17 protein-coding genes are annotated in these 19635 nt (G+C 63.8%); 10 read left to right on the forward strand and 7 right to left on the reverse strand.

Annotated features, from left to right (window positions below; all coding sequences use genetic code 11):
- Position 1: 1 nt before the first annotated feature.
- Complete coding sequence (locus tag NX775_RS20025; protein ID WP_307732353.1) at positions 2-964, reverse strand: TerC family protein; 963 nt, start codon at positions 962-964, stop codon at positions 2-4.
- Positions 965-1172: 208 nt separating this feature from the next.
- Between NX775_RS20025 and nhaR the strand changes: the two genes are divergently transcribed.
- The gene (nhaR, locus tag NX775_RS20030) at positions 1173-2069 is read left to right on the forward strand and encodes a transcriptional activator NhaR (protein WP_258837561.1); all 897 of its coding nucleotides are present in this window, start codon (positions 1173-1175) and stop codon (positions 2067-2069) included.
- A gap of 18 nt (positions 2070-2087) precedes the next feature.
- On the opposite strand, the gene selD is transcribed toward nhaR, so the two are convergent.
- The 3 genes from selD to NX775_RS20045 form a co-directional block, all read right to left on the reverse strand.
- Positions 2088-3143 carry a selenide, water dikinase SelD gene (selD, locus tag NX775_RS20035; protein ID WP_183551040.1) on the reverse strand — a complete coding sequence of 352 codons (1056 nt, stop codon included), beginning with the start codon at positions 3141-3143 and terminating at the stop codon, positions 2088-2090.
- 289 nt (positions 3144-3432) lie between these two features.
- On the reverse strand, positions 3433-4986 hold the full coding sequence (locus tag NX775_RS20040) for a DEAD/DEAH box helicase (protein ID WP_183551043.1): 1554 nt from the start codon (positions 4984-4986) through the stop codon (positions 3433-3435).
- A gap of 388 nt (positions 4987-5374) precedes the next feature.
- Positions 5375-6697, reverse strand: coding sequence for a transglycosylase SLT domain-containing protein (locus NX775_RS20045; RefSeq protein ID WP_258837562.1), 1323 nt, complete (start codon positions 6695-6697; stop codon positions 5375-5377).
- 345 nt (positions 6698-7042) lie between these two features.
- Here NX775_RS20045 and NX775_RS20050 point away from each other — a divergent pair, with 345 nt between their 5' ends.
- Together NX775_RS20050 and NX775_RS20055 are read left to right on the forward strand one after the other, a co-directional pair.
- Positions 7043-7609: a DUF1415 domain-containing protein gene (locus tag NX775_RS20050; protein WP_258837563.1), complete on the forward strand. Its 567-nt coding sequence runs from the start codon at positions 7043-7045 to the stop codon at positions 7607-7609.
- Complete coding sequence (locus tag NX775_RS20055) at positions 7593-7829, forward strand: DUF1289 domain-containing protein (RefSeq protein WP_258837564.1); 237 nt, start codon at positions 7593-7595, stop codon at positions 7827-7829. Before NX775_RS20050 ends, NX775_RS20055 begins: the two co-directional genes overlap by 17 nt.
- 18 nt (positions 7830-7847) lie before the next feature.
- Here the strand turns inward: NX775_RS20055 and NX775_RS20060 are convergent, their stop codons facing one another.
- Positions 7848-8357: a DUF1993 domain-containing protein gene (locus tag NX775_RS20060; RefSeq protein ID WP_183551053.1), complete on the reverse strand. Its 510-nt coding sequence runs from the start codon at positions 8355-8357 to the stop codon at positions 7848-7850.
- A 170-nt stretch (positions 8358-8527) separates the two neighbouring features.
- On the opposite strand from NX775_RS20060, the gene NX775_RS20065 reads away from it, so the two are divergent.
- A complete protein-coding gene (locus tag NX775_RS20065; protein WP_258837565.1) occupies positions 8528-11668 on the forward strand; it encodes a sensor domain-containing protein in 3141 nt (1046 codons plus the stop codon).
- Here the strand turns inward: NX775_RS20065 and NX775_RS20070 are convergent.
- Entirely contained in the window at positions 11665-12090 is a 426-nt protein-coding gene (locus NX775_RS20070) for a thioredoxin family protein (protein ID WP_258837860.1), read from the reverse strand. The two genes, NX775_RS20065 and NX775_RS20070, sit on opposite strands and share 4 nt — an antisense overlap.
- Positions 12091-12179: 89 nt before the next feature.
- Between NX775_RS20070 and tsaB the strand changes: the two genes are divergently transcribed.
- Genes tsaB through NX775_RS20090 form a run of 4 tightly spaced genes read left to right on the forward strand, consistent with a single transcriptional unit; the run spans position 12180 to position 15181 of the window.
- Entirely contained in the window at positions 12180-12887 is a 708-nt protein-coding gene (gene tsaB / locus NX775_RS20075) for a tRNA (adenosine(37)-N6)-threonylcarbamoyltransferase complex dimerization subunit type 1 TsaB (RefSeq protein ID WP_258837566.1), read from the forward strand.
- Complete coding sequence (gene rimI / locus NX775_RS20080; protein WP_258837567.1) at positions 12884-13351, forward strand: ribosomal protein S18-alanine N-acetyltransferase; 468 nt, start codon at positions 12884-12886, stop codon at positions 13349-13351. Before tsaB ends, rimI begins: the two co-directional genes overlap by 4 nt.
- A complete protein-coding gene (locus NX775_RS20085) occupies positions 13348-14259 on the forward strand; it encodes a uracil-DNA glycosylase (RefSeq protein ID WP_258837568.1) in 912 nt (303 codons plus the stop codon). Before rimI ends, NX775_RS20085 begins: the two co-directional genes overlap by 4 nt.
- Entirely contained in the window at positions 14243-15181 is a 939-nt protein-coding gene (locus tag NX775_RS20090; RefSeq protein ID WP_258837569.1) for a DUF1853 family protein, read from the forward strand. Before NX775_RS20085 ends, NX775_RS20090 begins: the two co-directional genes overlap by 17 nt.
- A gap of 468 nt (positions 15182-15649) precedes the next feature.
- Here NX775_RS20090 and lplT read toward each other — a convergent pair whose 3' ends face one another.
- Complete coding sequence (gene lplT / locus NX775_RS20095; protein ID WP_258837570.1) at positions 15650-16909, reverse strand: lysophospholipid transporter LplT; 1260 nt, start codon at positions 16907-16909, stop codon at positions 15650-15652.
- A gap of 161 nt (positions 16910-17070) precedes the next feature.
- Between lplT and alr the strand changes: the two genes are divergently transcribed.
- Both alr and radA read left to right on the forward strand, forming a co-directional pair.
- Positions 17071-18177, forward strand: a complete 1107-nt coding sequence (gene alr, locus NX775_RS20100) for an alanine racemase (RefSeq protein ID WP_258837571.1) — start codon at positions 17071-17073, stop codon at positions 18175-18177.
- Positions 18178-18189: 12 nt separating this feature from the next.
- On the forward strand, positions 18190-19566 hold the full coding sequence (gene radA / locus NX775_RS20105; protein WP_183551078.1) for a DNA repair protein RadA: 1377 nt from the start codon (positions 18190-18192) through the stop codon (positions 19564-19566).
- Positions 19567-19635 lie beyond the last annotated feature (69 nt).

The raw sequence follows: 19635 nt of genomic DNA on the forward strand, positions 1-19635 counted from the left end.
CTTACTTGTCGTCCTTCTTGGTGATGAACACGCTGGCGATACAGCTACCGGCGATCAGCACAGCCACGACGGTCAGCGAAGCCTGCACTGGCACGTGGTACCACGGCATGATCAGCATCTTGACACCGATGAAGGTCAGGACCATCGCCAGGCCATACTTGAGCAGGTGGAAGCGGTCAGCCACGTCGACCAGCAGGAAGTACAGCGCACGCAGACCCAGGATCGCGAACATGTTCGACGTGAACACGATGAACGGATCGGTCGTGATCGCGAAGATGGCCGGGATCGAGTCGACCGCGAACACCAGGTCGGTCACTTCGATCAGGATCAGCACCAGGAACAGCGGGGTGACAAAGCGCACACCGTTGATTCGCACAAAGAACTTCTCGCCGTGGTCGCCGTCGGACACTTTCAGGTGCTTGCGGGCGAACTTCAGGATCGGGTTGTTGACCACGTCAGGTTCGGCATCGACGGCCACCAGCATGCGGATACCCGTGAACAGCAGGAACGCGCCGAACAGGTACAGCACCCAGCTGAATTCGCTCACGACCCACGCACCTGCGCTGATCATGATGGCGCGCATGATGATCGCACCGAGCACACCGTAGATCAGGACGCGGCGCTGGTATTGCTGCGGCACCTGGAATGCGGTAAAGATCAGCAGGAACACGAAGACGTTATCGACCGACAGTGCTTTCTCGATCAGGTAGCCGGAGAAGAACTCCAGCGCTTTCTGGTCCGCGATTTCCGAGCCGACGCTGCCTTTCAGATACCACCAGAGGCCGGCATTGAACAGCAGGGCCATGCTGACCCAGACCAGCGACCAGATACCTGCTTCCTTGACGCTGACCTTGTGCGCCTTGTTACCGCCAAAGACGAACAGGTCGAGCGCCAGCATGACCAGCACGAAGCCGACGAAGCCAGCCCACATCATGGGGCTTGCAATGGTTTCCAGACCGTTCATGGGTTGCTCCCTTCATGGCGCAGCTCGTGCAGCCGGTTGTCCTGCGCACGTGCGCAGGAATGGTGGACAGGATGTGTCATTGGTATGGCACCTATAGTTTGTGGTGAAGGCTTGACTATAGGGGACTGCGAAGCATCGTACAAATCGAATATAATTTCATATAACATCGAATTTAACGATGTATTAGGTCCATGTTATTGGAGAATCCATGTCTGCGCTGAATTACAAGCACCTGCGTTACTTCTGGATGGTGGCCAAGACCGGCAGCATCGCCAAGGCAGCCTCACAGCTGAACCTGACGCCCCATTCGATCTCCGGGCAATTGTCCGAATTCGCCGAAGCGCTGGGCGTGGCGCTGTTTCGCAAGTCCGGCCGCAGCCTCGAGCTGACCGACACGGGCCGCCGCATCGTCAGCTACGCCGAGACGATCTTCAGCACCGGCGACGAACTCCTCGAACTGGTGCGCGACAAAAGCTTCGCCACGATGTCGTTCAGGATTGGCTGCGCCGATTCTGTGTCGAAACTCATTGCCTGCCAGCTGGTGGAGCCGGCGTTGAAGCTGAAGGAGCCGGTGCGGCTGATCTGCCGCGAAGGGCGGCTCGACGGCCTGATCGGCGACCTGGCCGTGCACCGGCTCGACCTGGTCATTGCCGACCGGCCGATTCCTGGGCATTTCAGCGTACGGGCCTATAACCACCTGCTGGGCCAGAGTCCGATGACGGCGCTGTGCACGCAGGCGCTGGCGGCCACGTTCGACCAGCCGTTTCCGGCCTGCCTGCACAATGCGCCGATGCTGTTGCCAGGCGAGGATTTCGCGATCCACCAGCGCCTGTTGCGCTGGCTGGAGCAGGCCGAGGTGCATCCGCACATCGTCGGCGAATTCGACGACAGCGCGATGATGAATGCGTTCGGCCAGTCAGGGGCAGGGGTGTTCTTCGTGCCGACGGTGATTGCGGCGCAGGTCAGCCAGCAATACCAGGTGGTGGCGCTGGGCCAGATCGATGGAGTGGTGGAGCAGGTGTATGCGATCACCACCGAGCGCCGGATGAGTCATCCGGCCACGGTGGCGATCAGTACGCTGGCGCGCGACAAGCTGTTTGTTTAATGCGCGCCATGTCTGTCGTTATGGCTTGACGCTGATGCCCGGCTCGCCGGCAGCCATGCGGCCGATGATCGCGGCGTCGGCAAAGCCTTCACGCGCGAACAGCGCCAGCACCTCGTCGGCGGCTGCCGGGTCGCACGCCACCAGCAGCCCGCCCGAGGTTTGCGGATCGGTCAGCAGCGCGCGCTGCTCGGGCAGGATCGCCGCGTCGAGCTGCACGTCCTTGCCATACGCTTCCCAGTTGCGGCCCGAGGCGCCCGTGAAGTAGCCATCCTGCGCCAGTTGCAGCACGCCTGGCAGCAGCGGAATGTTGGGCATGTCCAGCGTGGCATGCAGCTTCGCGCCGCGCGACAGTTCGAGCAAGTGCCCCAGCAGGCCAAAGCCGGTGACGTCGGTCAGTGCGTGCACGCCCGGCATGTCGGCCAGCAGGCGCCCGGGTTTGTTCAGCTTGGTCGTGTTGGCGATCATCGCCGCATAGCCGTCAGCGCCCAGCTTGTCTTTCTTGAGCGCTGCCGACAGCACGCCCACGCCCAGCGGTTTACCCAGGATGAGCACGTCGCCATCGCGGGCATCGGCATTGCGTTTGACTTTCGATGGATGCACGAGGCCCAGCACGACCAGGCCATAGATCGGCTCGACCGAATCGATCGTGTGGCCGCCGGCAATGGGAATGCCCGCTTCGGCGCAAATGGACTCGCCGCCGCGCAGGATCTGGCCGATCGTGTCGAGCGGCAGCTTGTTGATCGGCATGCCGACCAGCGCCAGCGCCATGATTGGCGTCCCGCCCATCGCATACACGTCCGAAATCGCATTGGTGGCGGCGATGCGGCCGAAGTCGAACGGGTCGTCGACGATCGGCATGAAGAAGTCGGTGGTGGCGATCAGGGCCTGTTCATCGTTGAGCTTGTAGACCGCGGCATCGTCGGCGGTCTCGATGCCAACCATCAATTCCTTGGGCACGGGGAAGCCATGCGACGACTTCAGGATCTCGGCCAGCACGCCGGGCGCGATCTTGCAGCCGCAGCCGCCGCCGTGCGAGAACGAAGTGAGTTTGATGGGTTGGTCGCTGGTGCTCATGGGATGTCCGGTAATCGTTGATCGTCTAGGATTATCCACCATGTGGCGTGGACGTGCCAGGCAGGGCGCCTGAAATGGAAGTGGCGCCCATGAAAACCCGCTGCCGGGTAGGGTGGGCGGGTTTCCCGCCCACGCGTTCAACTCGCTTTCGCATGCCACAGAGCGAGATTGGTTTGAACGCGTGGACGGCATAGCCGTCCACCCTACATCGTAAGGTTCAAGCCCTTGCGTTCGGCGCCCATAAAAAAACGGCTGCCGAAGCAGCCGTTTCTTGATTCACGCAGGAGGATTACTCACCGAACGAACGACGCACGCCGTCCGCCGAACGTGGGTGGGCACCCTTGTAGCCGCCTTCGCGACGGGCCGGCTGGCCTTCACGCGGGGCGCTGAAACGGTTGCCGTCACGTGGCGCGCTTGGCGCACGTGGTGCGGCGCCTGGTGCACGGGCCGGGCCGGCTTCACGCGGACCGCGGTCAGCGTAACGGCTTTCCGACGGGGCGCCACGGGCGCCGCTCGGTGCGCGGTCGGCATAGCCTTCACGCGCGCCGGATGGCTTCGAGAAACCGCGCGATGCCGGCTTGGCCGACGGGCTGCGGCCGTCGCCTGGCTTCCAGCCAGCACGGGCTGGTGCTGCAGCGCGCTTTGGCTCGAAACCTTCGACGACAGCGACCGGGATCGGCTGGCGCGTGAAACGCTCGATGCGGCGCACGTTCATGCTTTCGGCGTGGTTCACCAGCGAGACGGCGACACCGTTACGGCCTGCACGACCGGTACGGCCGATGCGGTGGACGTAGTCTTCCGGGAACTTCGGCAGGTCGTAGTTGACGACGTGCGTGATGCTTGGCACGTCGATGCCGCGCGCAGCGACGTCGGTCGCGACCAGCACCTTGATGCTGCCACGACGCATGCTGTCCAGCGTGCGGTTACGCGCGCCCTGGTGCATGTCGCCATGCAGTGCAGCAGCAGCGAAACCGGCAATGTTCAGGCGGTCGGCGATCGTATCGGCGTCACGCTTGGTGGCGGTGAAGACCACGGCCTGGTCCATCGATTCGTCGCGCAGCAGGTGGTCCAGCAGGCGATTCTTGTGCGACAGGTCGTCGACGAAGTGGACGCGCTGCGAGATGTTCTCGTGGCGGTTGGTCGCGCTGGCGATCTGGATCGTCATCGGATCGGTCGTGATGCGGCGCGCCATGTTGCCGACGACGCCATCCAGCGTGGCCGAGAACAGCATGGTTTGACGGGCCGACGGGGTCGCGGCAACGATTTTCTCGATGTCGTCGATGAAACCCATGTCCAGCATGCGGTCAGCTTCGTCGAGCACGAGGATTTCGAGCTGCGAGAAATCGATCTTGCCCGATTCCATGTGGTCGATCAGGCGGCCTGGGGTAGCGACCAGGATTTCAGGATTCTTGGCCAGCAGTTGCATCTGTTTCGGGTACGGCATGCCGCCCAGGATCGAGACGCAGCGCAGGCGGCGCATGTGCGCCGTGTACTGTTCGGTTGCAGCCGAGACTTGCAGGGCCAGTTCGCGGGTCGGGGTCAGCACCAGCATTTTTGGCTGGGCAGCCTTGAAACGGACGCGCTCGCCTTTGGCGCGGGCAGCCTGTGCTTCTTGCGCAGCGGTCTTGCCGGCTGGCGTTTCTTCGGCGTTGGCCAGCTTGTTCAGTGCTGGCAGCATGAAGGCGGCAGTCTTGCCCGAACCGGTTTGCGACGAGACCAGCAGGTCGCGGCCGGCGATGGCGGCAGGAATGGCTTGCGCCTGGACTGGCGTAGGGGTGGTGTAACCGGTATCGGCAACAGCCTGGACGAGGGACGCGTGGAGGCCTAGGGCTTCAAAACTCATGTGATCTGTACTTTCGGAATAAATCAAATACGCTCGCACGGATGGCGCGAACGAAAAAATGCAACGCGAACCAACATACGAAATGACTCAGAATGAAAGAAATTTCGGCACAAAAGCTTTGCGCCGGGACGGTGTCTGAAAGCGACACACAGGGCGGGAGGGCTTTAGAAAGGCGCTCTAATGAGCTGCCTGGGGTTTGCGGTGCTGCTTGGATGACTGCCTTGCTGCTGCCTGATCTGAATGTATTCAGAGCAGGGCGCGATGTCGCAGTGCACAAACCGAACTATACAGGTTTTTCGGCCTTCGTGCACGGACCCTTTGAAAATCGTATAACTGTCTGCGTGCGAAACGACTGCCGGCACCCCCGTGGGGGGATGCCGGCGGGAGATCAGCGCTGCTTGCGCTTGGACGACGTATTGCGGGAGATGCGCTTGCTGTCCTTGCTCACGCCAGCCTTGGTCTTGAAGCGGCTGGTGGCGCGCTTGACGATGCCGCGGTCGGCTTCGAACGCGACTACGGCGTTGTCGATGATGTTCTCGGCGATGTCGCCATGGCTCGAGGTCGAGATTTTCGGCACCAGGATCGTCGAGCCCACTTTCAGGAGCGACTGCGCCGGGATGTTATTGGCCTGGCGGATGACTTCCGGCGTGGTGCCGAATTTGGAGGCCAGCGAAGCAATGCTCACGCGCGCGCCAGTGATCTTGTGCGTGGTCCAGGTGGACAGCGCCTGGCCCCATTGCGCGAGGTTCAGGTGGAATTTCTCGGCGTTTTCTTTCGGCAGCAGGATCTGGGTCTGGGCGCCGCCGATGATGACCGGCTTCTTGAACTGCGGATTGAGCGCCTTGAATTCGTCGAGCGACATTTCGGCCAGCTGGGCTGCGACTGCCAGATCGATGTCACTGGTCTTGTCGACCGTGGTGAAGTAGGGCTGGTTGTCGATGGCTGGCAGCACGACGCCATAGTTGCCCGGATTGGCGATCACGTTTTTGACCGCCTGCAGCTTTGGCACGTAGTTGCGCGTTTCGGCCGGCATCAGGTCGGCCAGGCTTTCGAAATCGGTCGGCTTGCCTTCGGCCTGGTTTTTCTTGATGGCGCGCTGGACATTGCCTTCGCCCCAGTTATACGCAGCCAGAGCCAGCGGCCAGTCGCCAAACATCGTGTACAGGCGCTGCAGATAGCTCAGCGCTGCATCGGTGGAGGCCACGACGCCGCGCCGCTCGTCCTTGAACATGTTCTGCTTGAGGTCGAAATCCTTGCCCGTGCCCGGCACGAACTGCCACAGGCCCGCGGCGTTGGCGCTCGACATGGCTTGTGGGTTGAAAGCCGATTCGATCACCGGCAGCAGTGCCAGCTCGGTCGGCATGCCGCGCTTTTCGAGCTCGGACACCACGTGGTACAGATAAGGGGAAGCGCGGCCGGAAATGCGGGACAGCGTGGCGGGATGATTGGCGTAGGCCTGGGTATGACGGGTGACGAGCGCGTTGTTCAGATCGGGAATCGCGTAGCCGCTGCGGATACGGCCCCAGACGTCGGTTTCGCGGTATTCATCGAGTTTGGTCTGGACTTGCGAGGGTGCTGCGGTAGTGCGGCTGCCGACTGCGGCAGACTGGACTGTGGGCAGCGAGGCTGCGTCCATGGCGAAACTGAGGGGTGACGCGGCCAGGAAGGCCAATGCAGCCAGTGCGAAGGTAGGACGTTTCGTGTTGTGCATAGCTTTCCAGTGTTGCGTTCAGGAACGAACGGACCGAGGACAAGGAGGCATAGTACGTAGGGATTGTCGAGCGCGTCAAGATGTATGACGCCTTCGTTACAATAAAAATGCCCTCTAGAATCGCGTACGTTGACATCATGAAAACAGAAGATGCCATCAGGATCATCGAAATTAATGAACCGTCGGTATTTTTGGTCAGCAACGCCGGAATTTGGCGGCGCCATCCACTCCGCATATGACCGCATCGGGCCAACCTTACCCCCGGGGCGGGGCCGATCTATGAGCACACGCAAAGAGTGCGTACAATCCGGCTTTTGCAGTCTGCATTGCTATTGAAAGTCTTCTATGAGCACTCCCAACCTCAACGCTGACGATGATGCCATCATCGGCGCGACCCGCAACTGGCTCGAACGCGCGGTGATCGGCCTGAATCTGTGCCCGTTTGCCAAGGCCGTGTACGTCAAGGAGCAGGTGCGCTATGTCGTTGCCACCGCGACCACGCCCGAGCAATTGCTTGAAACCTTAATGGACGAGCTGCAGCATCTCTCCGACACCGACTCCGCCAAGATCGACACCACGCTGATCATTCATCCGTTCGTGCTGGGCGATTTCGAGGATTACAACGAGTTCCTGGACGTGGCCGATGCCGCGCTCGAGGACATGCAGCTGGACGGTGAGCTGCAGGTCGCCAGCTTCCATCCCTTATATCAGTTCGCCGACACCGACATCAACGATATCTCGAATTACACGAACCGCGCGCCATACCCGATCCTGCACTTGCTGCGCGAAGAGAGCATCGAGCGTGCCGTGGCAGCCTTCCCACAGGCGGAAGAGATCTTCGAAAAGAATATCGAGACGATGCAACAGCTTGGACACGACGGTTGGGACAAGCTCCATGTCGGACCAGCGTGAAGCAGGCGGGGCCAGCCCCGCACCAGTAACTCCTGGCACCCCGGCCGGCCGGCCGGACACGCCGTGCGTGGCGGTATGCTCGACCACGTTCGACGAAGTCTGCCGCGGCTGTGGCCGCACTGTGGCCGAGGTGGCTCACTGGGTGTCGATGAGCGCCGACGCCAAGGAGCTCGTCTGGCAGCGCATTCTGGCGCAGGGTTACCCGCGCCGGAACAAGTAACCGCGGCCTGTCGCTTATTTAATAGCTGCCGATAAAGTCGCGCTTGCCGATCGGCACGCCGTTATGGCGCAGGATCGCGTATGCGGTCGTCACATGGAAGCAGAACTGCGGCATCGCGAAGTGGGTCAGGTAGACCGCGCCGGTGTCGAAATGGCGTGCGCGTTCGCCGCTGCCATGGGTGATCGGGCGGGTTGCACCGGCGTCGATGTCCGCTTGCTCCAGGCTGTCCAGGAAGCCGACGGTACGCGTGATGCGCTGCTGCAGTTCGGTGAAGGTGCGCTCGCCATCTTCATAGCGCGGCGATTCGATGCCGGCCAGGCGCGCCCCGGCGCCCTTGGCGAAATCCGTGGCGAGCTGGATCTGGCGCGCCAGCGGGAACATGTCGGGAAACAGCCGGGCCTGTAACAGGGCATCCGGTTCGATGCGCCGCTCCAGCGCATGGGCCTCGGCTTTTTCGAGCACGCCGGCCAGGGCGTCGAGCAATTGGCGAAACACCGGCACCGAAGCGGCGTACAGGGAATGACTCATCAGATTCTCCTCGATTAGAAACGCGTTCATGACAATCCATCATAGCAAGTCTGGTCGCGCGTTGCCGACGGTTGGTTATGCGCCGTTAGCTAGTGACGCTTAGCAAGCGACGGCGCATAATCGCGTTTTTACATCAAATCAGTAAAACCAGCGCCAGCGGTGCCAACTCCATGTCCACATCGTCATCCGCCACTCCCACCATCCTGTCGCGCCTGGGCAGCCTGTATGGCCGCTCGCTGTACCGCGCCTTGCTGCTGGTGGTGTTCGTCGGGCTGGCGGGGCCGGCGGCCGTGGGCAGCTATCTTCTGATCGGGGTGCAGGAGCGCGCTGCGGTGGCCGCGGCGCTTGACGAATCCCTCCAGCGCCATGCAGAGATCCTTGCGCTCGGCGTGCAGGAGCCGCTCTGGAATCTCGACCCGGAAACGGCGCGGCCGCTGCTCGATGCGATATTGCGCGACCCGGCCGTCGTCATGGTCGAGGTCCGTGGTCCGGAAGGCGTGGTCGCGCTGCGGGCGCGCTCGCCCACGCGTCCGCTGGGTCGGGTGTTCAGCGCCGAACGGCCGGTCGTGATGCGCGGCGAAACGATCGGCACCGTGCGCCTCGAAATGGACGACTACCGCAGCCAGCAGGAGTTGCGCAGGAAGCAGCGCAACTATGCGCTGGTTGTCGCGGGGCAGGTGGCGGTTTCGCTGTTGCTGATTGCGCTGCTGCTGCGCCGCCGCCTGCTCTCGCCACTGCGCCGCCTGATGGGGTTTTCCGACCGGCTGGCGCGCGCCGACTTCGATACGCCGCTGGCCTTATCGGCGGCCGACGAGCTGGGGCGCCTGGGCCGGCAGATGGAGCATATGCGCCTGGCCATCCGCGATCTGTTCGCCGATATCGCGCGGCGTGAAGAGCAATTTCGCAGCATCGTGAATCAGGTTCCCGGCGCCGTGTTTCGCGTGCGCGCGGGCGGGGCCATCGAATTCGTGAGTGATGCGATCGAAGACATCACCGGCCACTCGGCAGAGCATCTGATGCGCGCCACGACCGACGACTGGAGCGATATCGTGCATCCGGAAGACCGGCGCCGCTACAGCCACACGGTGCGCCACGCCGCGCGCGTTGGCGACGCCTATCAGCTGGAATACCGGATCATCGATGCCCACGGCGTGGAGCGCTGGGTGCAGGAAAGCGGCCAGCCTCAGGGATTAGCGGGCGTGGCCGCGCTGGACGGCGCAGTGCGGATCGATGGCATCATCTCGGATATCAGCGAGCGCAAACACAACGAGATGCGCATCGAAGCGCTGCTCACAGAGCAGGGCGCGATCCTAGACAACGTGATGTTCGGCGTGCTGTTCGTGCGCCAGCGCCGCATCGTCTCGAGCAACCGGCGCGGCGAAACGCTGTTCGGCTATGACGAGGGCCAGATGGTCGGCCAGTCGACCGAGATCCTGTACCCCACGCGGGAGGATTACGAGCAGACCGCCATGACGCAATACCCGCTGCTGGCGCGGCGCATGGACCTGGGCGAGGAACACCAGCTGCGCCATCGCGACGGCAGCCTGTTCTGGTGCCTGGTGAGCGGCTCGGCGCTCGACCCGGCGTACCCGGACGAAGGCAGCATCTGGGTGTTCGCCGACATCACCGAGCGCAAGCTGGCCGAAGAAAAGCTGCGCCTGTCGGCCACGGTGCTTGAGCACATCGCCGATGGCGTGATGGTGCTGGACGTGTCGGGCCGGATCGTCGCCATCAACCCGGCCTTCACCGGCATCACCGGCTACAGCGAAGAAGAGGCGGTGGGGCGCGAGTCGAGCATGATGCGTGGGCGGCTCCAGGACGACGCCTTCTATCACAAGCTGTGGCGCGAGCTGGACGAGACGGGCTTCTGGCGCGGCGAGATCTGGGACACGCGCCGGGATGGCGAAGCGTATCTGGAGTCACTGACCGTCACGGCAGTGCGGGGCGACGCCGGCGCGATCACGCATTATGTGTCGGTCTTCAGTGACATCACGCGCGCGCGCGAATCGCAGAACCAGCTCGATCACCTGGCGCACCACGATCCCCTGACCGCGCTGCCCAACCGCCTGCTGTACCACGATCGCCTGCGCCACGCGATGACGCGCGCGCAGCGTGACGGCCAGCAGCTTGCGGTGCTGTTTATCGACCTCGATCGCTTCAAGAACGTCAACGACACGCTGGGGCACCACGTCGGCGACGAGCTGCTCAAGCAGGCCGCCTTCGCGCTGGCCCGCTGTCTGCGCGAAGGCGACACGCTCGCGCGTCTGGGCGGCGACGAATTCATCGTGCTGCTCGAGGATATCGGCGGCGTCGCCGGCGCGACCCGCGTGGCGGCCAAGCTGATCGCGATGTTCGAGCAGCCGTTCATGGTGTCCGGCTACGAGCTGTTCGTCACCGGCAGCGTGGGCATCAGCCTGTATCCGCAGGACGCGCAGGACATGCACATGTTGATCCGCAACGCCGACGTGGCGATGTACCAGGCCAAGGCGCGTGGGCGCAACGGCTACCAGTTCTATGCGGAGTCGATGAGTGGCGACGGCGTCGAGCGCCTGCGCATGGAAGGCCTGCTGCGCCGCGCGATCGACAAAAACGAGATCTATCTGGCGTATCAGCCGCAGGTCGAAATGGACACCGGCCGCTTGACGGGCGTGGAAGCGCTGGTGCGCTGGCACAGTGCCGAGTTGGGCCAGATCGGCCCGTGTCAATTCATCCCGCTGGCCGAAGAAACCGGCTTTATCGGCCAGCTTGGCCAGTGGGTGCTGCAGGAGGCCTGCCGCCAGATGGTCGCGTGGGAAGCGCAGGGCTTGCGCATGCCGAAGATCGCCGTGAACCTGTCGGTGCGCCAGTTCGAGCGCGGCGGCATGGCGGCGATCGTGACCGAGGTGCTGGAATCGACCGGCCTGGCGCCGCATCGCCTGCAGCTGGAAGTGACCGAGTCGATCATCATGAATACGGGCGACGCGCTGCAGTACGTGAAGGATCTGCACGCGATCGGCGTGGGGCTGGCGATCGACGACTTCGGCACCGGGTATTCATCGCTGGCATACCTGAAGCAGTTGCCGGTGCAGACGCTCAAAATCGACCGCAGCTTCATCAAGGATATCTCGCAGGGTCCGGACGACGAGGCCATTGCGGTGGCCATCATCCAGCTTGGCAAGAGCATGAACCTGTCGGTGATTGCTGAAGGTGTCGAGCGCGCGGATCAGGCGGCGTTCTTGCTGCGCCATGGGTGCAATCTGGCGCAGGGGTATTTGTATGGGAAGCCGGTGGCGGCGGGTGAGATTCTGGCGCGCTGGGGTGGGCAGGCTTAGTCCGCGCCGCCCAGCAGCAGCCGCAGATTGCAGTCGCGCTGCCATTCGCGGCGCTCGTCGCTCGATTGGGCCAGGCGCGCCAGTTCGGCCGGGGTGATCTCGGCCTGGGCCTGGATCAGGCGATCGGCCACGCCGCCATCGGGCACCATCGTGCCGAAGAACGCCACGGTGTCGCCGCGCTGCAGCAGCAGCGTCGGGAAGTTGTCGACATCGAGGTCGCCGACCAGGGCGGCCTGGTCTTCGATGTCGATCCAGATGAAGTGCTTGTCCGGGTGACGCGCGGCCAGGCTCTCGAACGTGGCGCGGTAGGTCGCGCAGGTGCCGCACCAGGCGGCGCACAGGCAGGCGACCGTCCAGGCGTCATCGTGGACGGCGGCGACAGCGGCGTCGAGGGTCGAAGAATCGAGGGTCAGGCTATGCATGGAGCGCATTTTACTCCGTGTTGCGCTGCAATGTGGCGGGGAAGGCCGAGCGGCATGGATGGCGCCCGGCCAAGCGGTTAAAATACGGGATGCCTATCATTCTTGCCATTGAAACCTCGGCCGAGCTGGCGTCTTGCGCGCTCCTGGTCAACGACACCGTTATTTCCCGTGCCACGGCCGGCGTGCGCAGCCACTCGCAATCGATCCTGCCGATGGTGCAGGAGCTGCTGCGCGAAGCCGGCATTGCGCTAGCGGACTGCGACGCGATTGCCTTCGGGGCCGGTCCCGGCTCGTTTACCGGTGTGCGCACGGCGTGCGGCGTCGCGCAAGGTCTGGCATATGGCGCCAATCTTCCCGTGCTGCCGATGGTGACGCTGGCCGCGATGGCTGAAAGCTGCCGGGCGCGCTGCGGCGCGACCGAAGTATTGACCGTGCTCGACGCGCGCATGGGCGAAGTCTATTGGGCCCAGTACCGTTTCGATGGCGCATGGCGCGAAGTCGTGGCGCCCACGCTAAGCGCGCCGCAGGCCGTGGCGCCGCTGGCGGTCGCTGGTCTGCAGGCGTGCGGCAACGGCTTCGAGGCGTATGCCGATGCCTTTGCCGGGCAGGCCTTTGCTGTCGGCGCCATGGCAGACATCGTGCCGCATGCGCGTGAGATGGCGTCCCTTGCCGTTGACGCACTGGCGGCCGGGCAGGGCGTACCGGCAGCGCAGGCGCAGCCGATTTACCTGCGCAACAAGATTGCGTTCACCACGGCCGAGCGCCTGGTGATCAATGCCGCCAAGGCCGCCGCATGAGCGACCTGCAAGAGCTTGGCCTGCAGCTGGCGCCGATGACGGCGGCCGACGTGGGCGAGGTATGCGCGCTGGAGGCGAGCGTGTTTCCGTTTCCCTGGAGTCGCGGGAACTTCATCGACTCGCTCAACAGCGGCTACGATTGCTGGACCGTGCGTGATGCGGAGGGCACGCTGGCCGGCTACTACCTGTTGATGTATGCGCTCGACGAAGCGCACCTGCTCGACGTTGCGGTGGCGGCGAATCGCCAGCGCCAGGGACTGGGGCGGCGCTTGCTGGACGTGCTCGCGGCGCGCGCGCGCAGTCAGGGCATGACGTCGATCCTGCTCGAGGTGCGGCCGTCGAACGAGCGCGCGCTGGACGTGTACCGGCGCCATGGCTATGTCCATATCGGGCGCCGCAAGGGCTACTATCCGGCCGGCGCTGCAGGCCGTGAAGATGCCATCGTGATGAGGCTGGATTTATGAAGACCGTGAGCGGGCGCGATGCGCTGTTCCTGAACGAGATGGGGATCGGGCCGTTGTGGCAGTTGCGGGCGGCGGCTGCGCCGTCGACGGATGCTGCTGGTGACGAGGTTGTTGACAGCGATGCTGGCGCCGCGGTCGATGCTGCGCCGGCGGTGGTGCCGGCCTCTGCGCCTGTTGCTGCACCTGCTTCTGCACCGGTGCCGGTGCCTGACCCCGCGCCGGTTGCGCGCGGGATGACGCCGCTGTCGGCGCCGCCGTATCGCAATCCGCCGCCCGCCGCCACTGACGCTGCGTGGGACGACGGCAGTGACGCCGCGCCGGCCGCGCCCGACGTGTCGACGCTCGACTGGGCGGGCTTGCGCCAGGCGATTGCCGGCTGCAAGGACTGCGCATGCGGGGAAGGGCGCAAGCCCGTGTATGGCGATGGACCGCGCCAGGCGCGCTGGCTGATCGCCGCCGGTACGCCGAGCGCGCTCGACGAGCAGGCCGGCCAGCCGCTGACGGGCGATCCGGGCAAGTTGCTGGGCAATATGCTGCACGCGGTCGGCCTGTCGCGCGAGCGCGATGCCTATGTCACGCCGCTGGTGAAGTGTCGTCCGGTCAACGCCAGGGGTGGCGAGCGCGCGCCGACGCCTGAGGAAATCACGGCGTGCCGGCCGTTCCTGGAGCGCGAGCTGGCGCTGACGGGCGCAATGACCGTGCTGACGATGGGCCAGGTCGCCGCCAATGGCCTGCTGGGCCGCGCGCTGAACGAGCCGCTGGCCGGCGTGCGCGGTCAGGTGCATGCGCTGGGCGAAGTGCCGCTGGTCGCCACGCTGCATCCGGGTGAATTGCTGCTGCGCGGCGCCGACAAGGCGCTCGCCTGGGCCGACCTGTGCCGGACGCGCTCGCTTGAACCCCGCACCTAGTTATCAGGCCGCGTTCCACGCGCGCTGGCGGCACCTGACGCTGCCACCGGTGCGCGCGCTGGCCTGGCTGCTCGACTCCCCCGACCTGCTCGATGGCGCCGCACCGGCATGGGCCGGGCGCGTGGCGACGCTGGGGCCCGTCATGGACGAGGTCGCCACCTGGCTGGCGCAGTTGGATGCCGACCCATCAGCCTTGAACGCCGCGCTCGGCGAGAAACCGTACACGCGACTGGGGCTGTACGCCGAAAAGCTGATGGCGTTCTATTTTGCGCAGCAGGGGCGGCTGGTCGCGCATGGCCTGCAAATCCGCGCCAACCGCAACGACACGGTCGGCGAATTCGACTTTCTGCTCGAAAACGGCCCGGATGCGCTGGAGCACATCGAGTTCGCAACGAAATTCTATCTGCAGGGCGAAAGCGGCGTAGGGGGCCTCGACACATTGGTCGGCCCCAACCTGGCCGACACGCTGGGCCTGAAGATGCGCAAAATCTTCGAACGTCAGCTCGCGCTGGGCCAGCACCCGGCCGCGCAAGCGCAACTGCCACGTCCCGTCAACAAAGCGGGCGCCCTGGTGAAAGGCTGGCTGTTTTACCCCGCCGGCAGTTGGCCGGCAATGCAAGGCATCACGCAAAGCCATTGCCGCGGCTTCTGGTGCGCACTGAGCGAGCTGGACAATCTCCCGGACGACATCTACGTCATCCTGTCAAAACTCGAATGGCTGGCGCCACTGCGCACCGCTTCACCGACTTGGGCAATGACCCGCGCACAACTGGCAGCCGAACTGACAGACCGCTTCGCCATATCAAACACCCCAGCGCTGATCGCGCGCGTCCGCCCACAAGAAAACGCACTGGAAGAAGCCGACCGCGGCTTCATCGTCCCCAACGACTGGCGCACCCGCGCCCAAACCACCCACCCCTAACCCCTAATCAGGGCTAATTAGGGTCAGAGTCGATTTATTGAGCAATTTCCCGAATTGCCCAATAAATAGCCCCCGACCCTGCCTCGAACCCCGCCGATGAGCCCGTCAAACAAAGTAGGGTCAGAGTAGATTTATTGGGCAATTCCCCAAAGTTGTCAAACAATTCGACTCTGACCCTAATTGTTTTTTTGCTTGCTGGATTCGTTTGGTATGACTGTCGGCATCAAATTCAGCCGATGACTGAACCGGTTCGGAAAGCGCTGACAAAGGCGTAGCGGCCAGCAAGTTCAGGCCTGCCAAACAATTAGGGTCAGAGTCGAATTATTGAGCAATTTCTCGCGAATGCGGAGAAAGTGGGGACAGAGTGCCTGTCCTGAGCTATTGCCTGCTGGGTATGCCGAGAAGGGCAGGCTTCATGGAAAGGGGTCAGGCGAAACGTTGTCAAACAATTCGACACTGACCCTAGTTTTAGTGTTTGCCTTCGCCGATCAGGCCGAGGGAGTCGTGTTCGCGCTGGTTCATCAGGTGGCGGCGTTGGATCAGCAGCATGATGCCGGCGACGGACAGGCCGAAGATGACGATGATGATGTTCAGGTCGAGGTTCAGCGTGATCATTACTGCGTAGGCGGCGAGCATCGTCAGGATCGACAGGTTTTCGTTGAAGTTCTGCACCGCGATCGAGTGGCCGGCGCTCATCAGGACGTGGCCGCGGTGCTGCAGCAGTGCGTTCATCGGGACCACGAAGAAGCCCGACAGGAAGCCGATGAAGGCCAGCAGCGGGTAGGCCAGCGTGACCGATTTCACGAACACCATGCTCGTCACCACCAGGCCCATGATGATGCCCATCGGGATCACGGTGAGCGACTTGCGCAGCGGGATCATGCGGGCGGCCATCGCGGCGCCCAGTGCGACGCCGATCGCGACCACGCCGATCAGGTTCGTTGCCTGGTCCAGCGGCAGCCCAAGCGATGCTTCGGCCCACTTGAGCACGATGAATTGCAGCGTGGCGCCGGCGCCCCAGAACAAGGTCGTCACCGCCAGCGAAATCTGGCCCAGCTTGTCACGCCACAGCGTGGTGGAGCAATTGGCGAAGTCGGTGATGAGTTTGATCGGGTTGCGTTCCTGGTGCTCGTAGCGCGCGCCGGTGTCCGGGATGCGCAGGTTGAAGATGGCGGCCAGGATATAGATTGCGACGACGACGGCCATTGCGGCCTCGGCCGGTGTGTCGATGCCCAGGCGCGGCAGCAGGTCGAACGAGAGCAAAAAGCCCGAGCCGCGCGGGCTGACCAACGTGCCGCCCAGCACTGTGCCGAGAATGATCGACATCACCGTCAGGCCTTCGATCCAGCCATTGGCCGGCACCAGCTTTTCCGGTGGCAGCAGTTCAGTCAGGATGCCGTATTTGGCGGGCGAATACACGGCCGCGCCGAAGCCGACAACGGCGTATGAAATCAGTGGGTGGACCGTGAAGAACATCAGCGCGCAGCCGAACACCTTGATGATGTTCGCGATGAACATCACGCGGCCTTTGTTGAGCGCGTCGGCGAAGGCGCCGACGAAGGCGGCCAGCAACACATAGAACAGGACGAACGACAGCTTCAGCAGCGGAGTGAGCGATGCCGGGGCGTCCATTGCGACGAGCAGGCTGATCGCGACAAACAGAAGCGCGTTATCTGCCAGCGACGAGAAGAACTGCGCCGCCATGATGGTATAAAAACCACGGTTCATTCTAAAATTCTAAAGTTCGGTCCGGGTTGCTTTATACCATGAATGGCTGGCGTGGCGAAGCCAATACGATGCACCGTGACTGCACCGGCAACGCCTCCGGGCCTGCTCCGGTAGAATAGCCACTCCCACTTTTTGTACCGGTTTCATCCCGATCGCCGACCATGCCGCGCCCACTCTTTGCCACCATCCACCCGGACTCGATGCAGCACAATCTGTCGCAGGCCCGCACCTGCGCGCCTATGGCGAAGATCTGGGCGGTCGTCAAAGCCGATGCTTACGGCCACGGCCTGGAACGCGCGATGCACGGCTTCGCCACGGCCGATGGCCTGGCCCTGATCGAGCTCGAAAACGCCATCCGCCTGCGCGAACTTGGCTGGATCAAGCCGATCCTGTTATTAGAGGGATTCTTCGAAGCGGCCGACGTGCCCCTGCTGGCCGAACACAATATCGTCACGGCCGTGCACTCGGTTGAACAAATCAAGTTGCTCGAATATACCCAGCTCTACCGCCCGATCGATGTCTACCTGAAAATGAACACGGGCATGAACCGCCTGGGCCTGCGCCCGGACGAATACGCGGCCGCCTACAAGCGGCTGCGCGCCATCCCCGACGTGCGCAACATCACGCACATGACGCACTTCGCCAACGCCGACGAGCTGGAACATCCGCTCTTGACCATCGCCGAGCAGGTGCGCCGCTTCCAGATCGGCGCCGCCGACCTGCCCGGCGAGCGCAGCCTGTCCAACTCGGGTGGCGTGCTGCATCAGGCCATGATCAGCGAACACTTGCAGAACGACTGGGTCCGCCCCGGCATCATGCTGTACGGCGGCACGCCGGGCGGGCGCAGCGCGGGCGATTTCGGCCTGCGCCCGACCATGACGCTGCGCTCGGAAATCATCGGCATCCAGCACATCGAGCGCGGCGACACGGTCGGCTATGGCAGCCGTTTCGTGGCCGAAGGCCCGATGACGATCGGCGTCGTCGCCTGCGGCTATGCCGACGGCTACCCGCGCAGCGCGCCCCACGGCACGCCGGTGATCGTCGATGGCGTGCGCACGGGGCTGATTGGCCGCGTCTCGATGGACATGATGACGGTCGACCTCTCGCCGGTGCCCAATGCGCGCATCGGCAGCAAGGTCACGCTGTGGGGCGATGGCTTGCCGATCGACGACGTGGCCCACGCCGCCGGGACGATCGGCTACGAATTGATGTGCGCAGTCGCGCCGCGTGTGCGCATTGCCGAAGGTCGCCTGGGCACCGATGGATAACCGATAGAGAACATGGCAAAAGCAAAAACCAATTACACCTGCTCCGAATGTGGTGCGATCGCCACCCGCTGGATGGGCCAGTGCGCCGACTGCAAGGCCTGGAACACGATGGTCGAAACCGTCGTCGAGGCGCCGGGCGTGAACCGCATGTCGCAAACCCCGCACCGCGCGCTGGCGCAGACCGCGCCGGTGCTGTCGCTGGCCGATATCGAGGCGATCGACGTGCCGCGCTTTGGTACCGGCATCGAGGAATTCGACCGCGTGCTGGGCGGCGGCCTGGTGGCCGGTGGCGTCGTGCTGATTGGCGGCGACCCGGGTATCGGCAAGTCCACGCTGCTGCTGCAGGCGCTGGCCAGCCTGTCCAAAACGCGCTCCACGTTATATGTGAGCGGTGAGGAATCCGGCGCCCAGATCGCGCTGCGTGCGCGCCGGCTCGCGGTCGACGCGCAAGACCTCAAATTGCAGGCCGAAATCCAGCTCGAGAAAATTCTCGGCACGATCGCCGACCTGAAGCCCGAAGTGGCGGTGATCGACTCGATACAGACCGTGTATTCCGACGCCCTGACGTCGGCCCCCGGCTCGGTGGCCCAGGTGCGCGAATGCGCGGCGCAACTGACGCGCGTGGCCAAGCAGACCGGCGTGACGATCATTCTGGTCGGTCACGTGACGAAAGAGGGCGCGCTGGCCGGCCCGCGCGTGCTCGAACACATCGTCGACACGGTGCTGTATTTCGAGGGCGACACGCAGTCGAGCTTCCGCCTGGTGCGGGCGATCAAGAACCGCTTCGGCGCCGTCAACGAGCTGGGCGTGTTCGCGATGACCGAAAAGGGCCTGAAGGGCGTGTCGAATCCGTCCGCGCTGTTCCTGTCGCAGCACGACACGCCCGTGCCGGGTTCGTGCGTCATGGTCACGCAGGAGGGCACGCGCCCGCTGCTGGTCGAGATCCAGGCGCTGGTCGACACGAGCCACCTGCCCAATGCGCGTCGCCTGTCGGTTGGCCTCGAGCAGAACCGCCTGGCGATGCTGCTGGCAGTGCTGCACCGCCATGCCGGCATCGCCGCGTTCGACCAGGACGTCTTCATCAACGCGGTCGGCGGCGTGAAGATTACCGAACCGGCGGCCGACCTTGCCGTGCTGCTGGCGATCAATTCATCGATGCGCAGCAAACCTTTGCCACGCGGGCTCGTGGTGTTCGGTGAAGTAGGCCTGGCTGGCGAGATCCGGCCGGCGCCGCGTGGCCAGGAGCGCCTGCGCGAAGCGGCCAAGCTGGGCTTTTCGATTGCCGTGATCCCGAAGGCGAATGCGCCGAAGCAGAAAATCGAGGGCATGACGATCATCGCCGTCGAACGCATCGAAGAAGCGTTCAACAAACTGCGCGAACTCGACTAGGCGCGTGGCCAACCGGCCAACCGGCCCGGCCCAACAATGCCGTGCCGGAACCCGTGGATGTTCTTATAA

Source organism: Massilia aurea (genome assembly GCF_024753205.1).
Taxonomy (GTDB): Bacteria; Pseudomonadota; Gammaproteobacteria; order Burkholderiales; family Burkholderiaceae_D; genus Telluria; species Telluria aurea.

What these genes read in the sequence shown, in the direction of transcription:
- NX775_RS20065 (WP_258837565.1), top strand. Translation starts at nt 8,528, where the DNA reads ATGTCCACATCGTCATCCGCCACTCCCACCATCCTGTCGCGCCTGGGC.
- nhaR (WP_258837561.1), top strand. Translation starts at nt 1,173, where the DNA reads ATGTCTGCGCTGAATTACAAGCACCTGCGTTACTTCTGGATGGTGGCC.
- rimI (WP_258837567.1), top strand. Translation starts at nt 12,884, where the DNA reads ATGAGCGACCTGCAAGAGCTTGGCCTGCAGCTGGCGCCGATGACGGCG.
- tsaB (WP_258837566.1), top strand. Translation starts at nt 12,180, where the DNA reads ATGCCTATCATTCTTGCCATTGAAACCTCGGCCGAGCTGGCGTCTTGC.
- NX775_RS20070 (WP_258837860.1), bottom strand. Translation starts at nt 12,090, where the DNA reads ATGCATAGCCTGACCCTCGATTCTTCGACCCTCGACGCCGCTGTCGCC.
- radA (WP_183551078.1), top strand. Translation starts at nt 18,190, where the DNA reads ATGGCAAAAGCAAAAACCAATTACACCTGCTCCGAATGTGGTGCGATC.
- NX775_RS20050 (WP_258837563.1), top strand. Translation starts at nt 7,043, where the DNA reads ATGAGCACTCCCAACCTCAACGCTGACGATGATGCCATCATCGGCGCG.
- NX775_RS20045 (WP_258837562.1), bottom strand. Translation starts at nt 6,697, where the DNA reads ATGCACAACACGAAACGTCCTACCTTCGCACTGGCTGCATTGGCCTTC.
- NX775_RS20040 (WP_183551043.1), bottom strand. Translation starts at nt 4,986, where the DNA reads ATGAGTTTTGAAGCCCTAGGCCTCCACGCGTCCCTCGTCCAGGCTGTT.
- NX775_RS20060 (WP_183551053.1), bottom strand. Translation starts at nt 8,357, where the DNA reads ATGAGTCATTCCCTGTACGCCGCTTCGGTGCCGGTGTTTCGCCAATTG.
- NX775_RS20055 (WP_258837564.1), top strand. Translation starts at nt 7,593, where the DNA reads ATGTCGGACCAGCGTGAAGCAGGCGGGGCCAGCCCCGCACCAGTAACT.
- lplT (WP_258837570.1), bottom strand. Translation starts at nt 16,909, where the DNA reads ATGAACCGTGGTTTTTATACCATCATGGCGGCGCAGTTCTTCTCGTCG.
- NX775_RS20025 (WP_307732353.1), bottom strand. Translation starts at nt 964, where the DNA reads ATGAACGGTCTGGAAACCATTGCAAGCCCCATGATGTGGGCTGGCTTC.
- selD (WP_183551040.1), bottom strand. Translation starts at nt 3,143, where the DNA reads ATGAGCACCAGCGACCAACCCATCAAACTCACTTCGTTCTCGCACGGC.
- alr (WP_258837571.1), top strand. Translation starts at nt 17,071, where the DNA reads ATGCCGCGCCCACTCTTTGCCACCATCCACCCGGACTCGATGCAGCAC.
- NX775_RS20085 (WP_258837568.1), top strand. Translation starts at nt 13,348, where the DNA reads ATGAAGACCGTGAGCGGGCGCGATGCGCTGTTCCTGAACGAGATGGGG.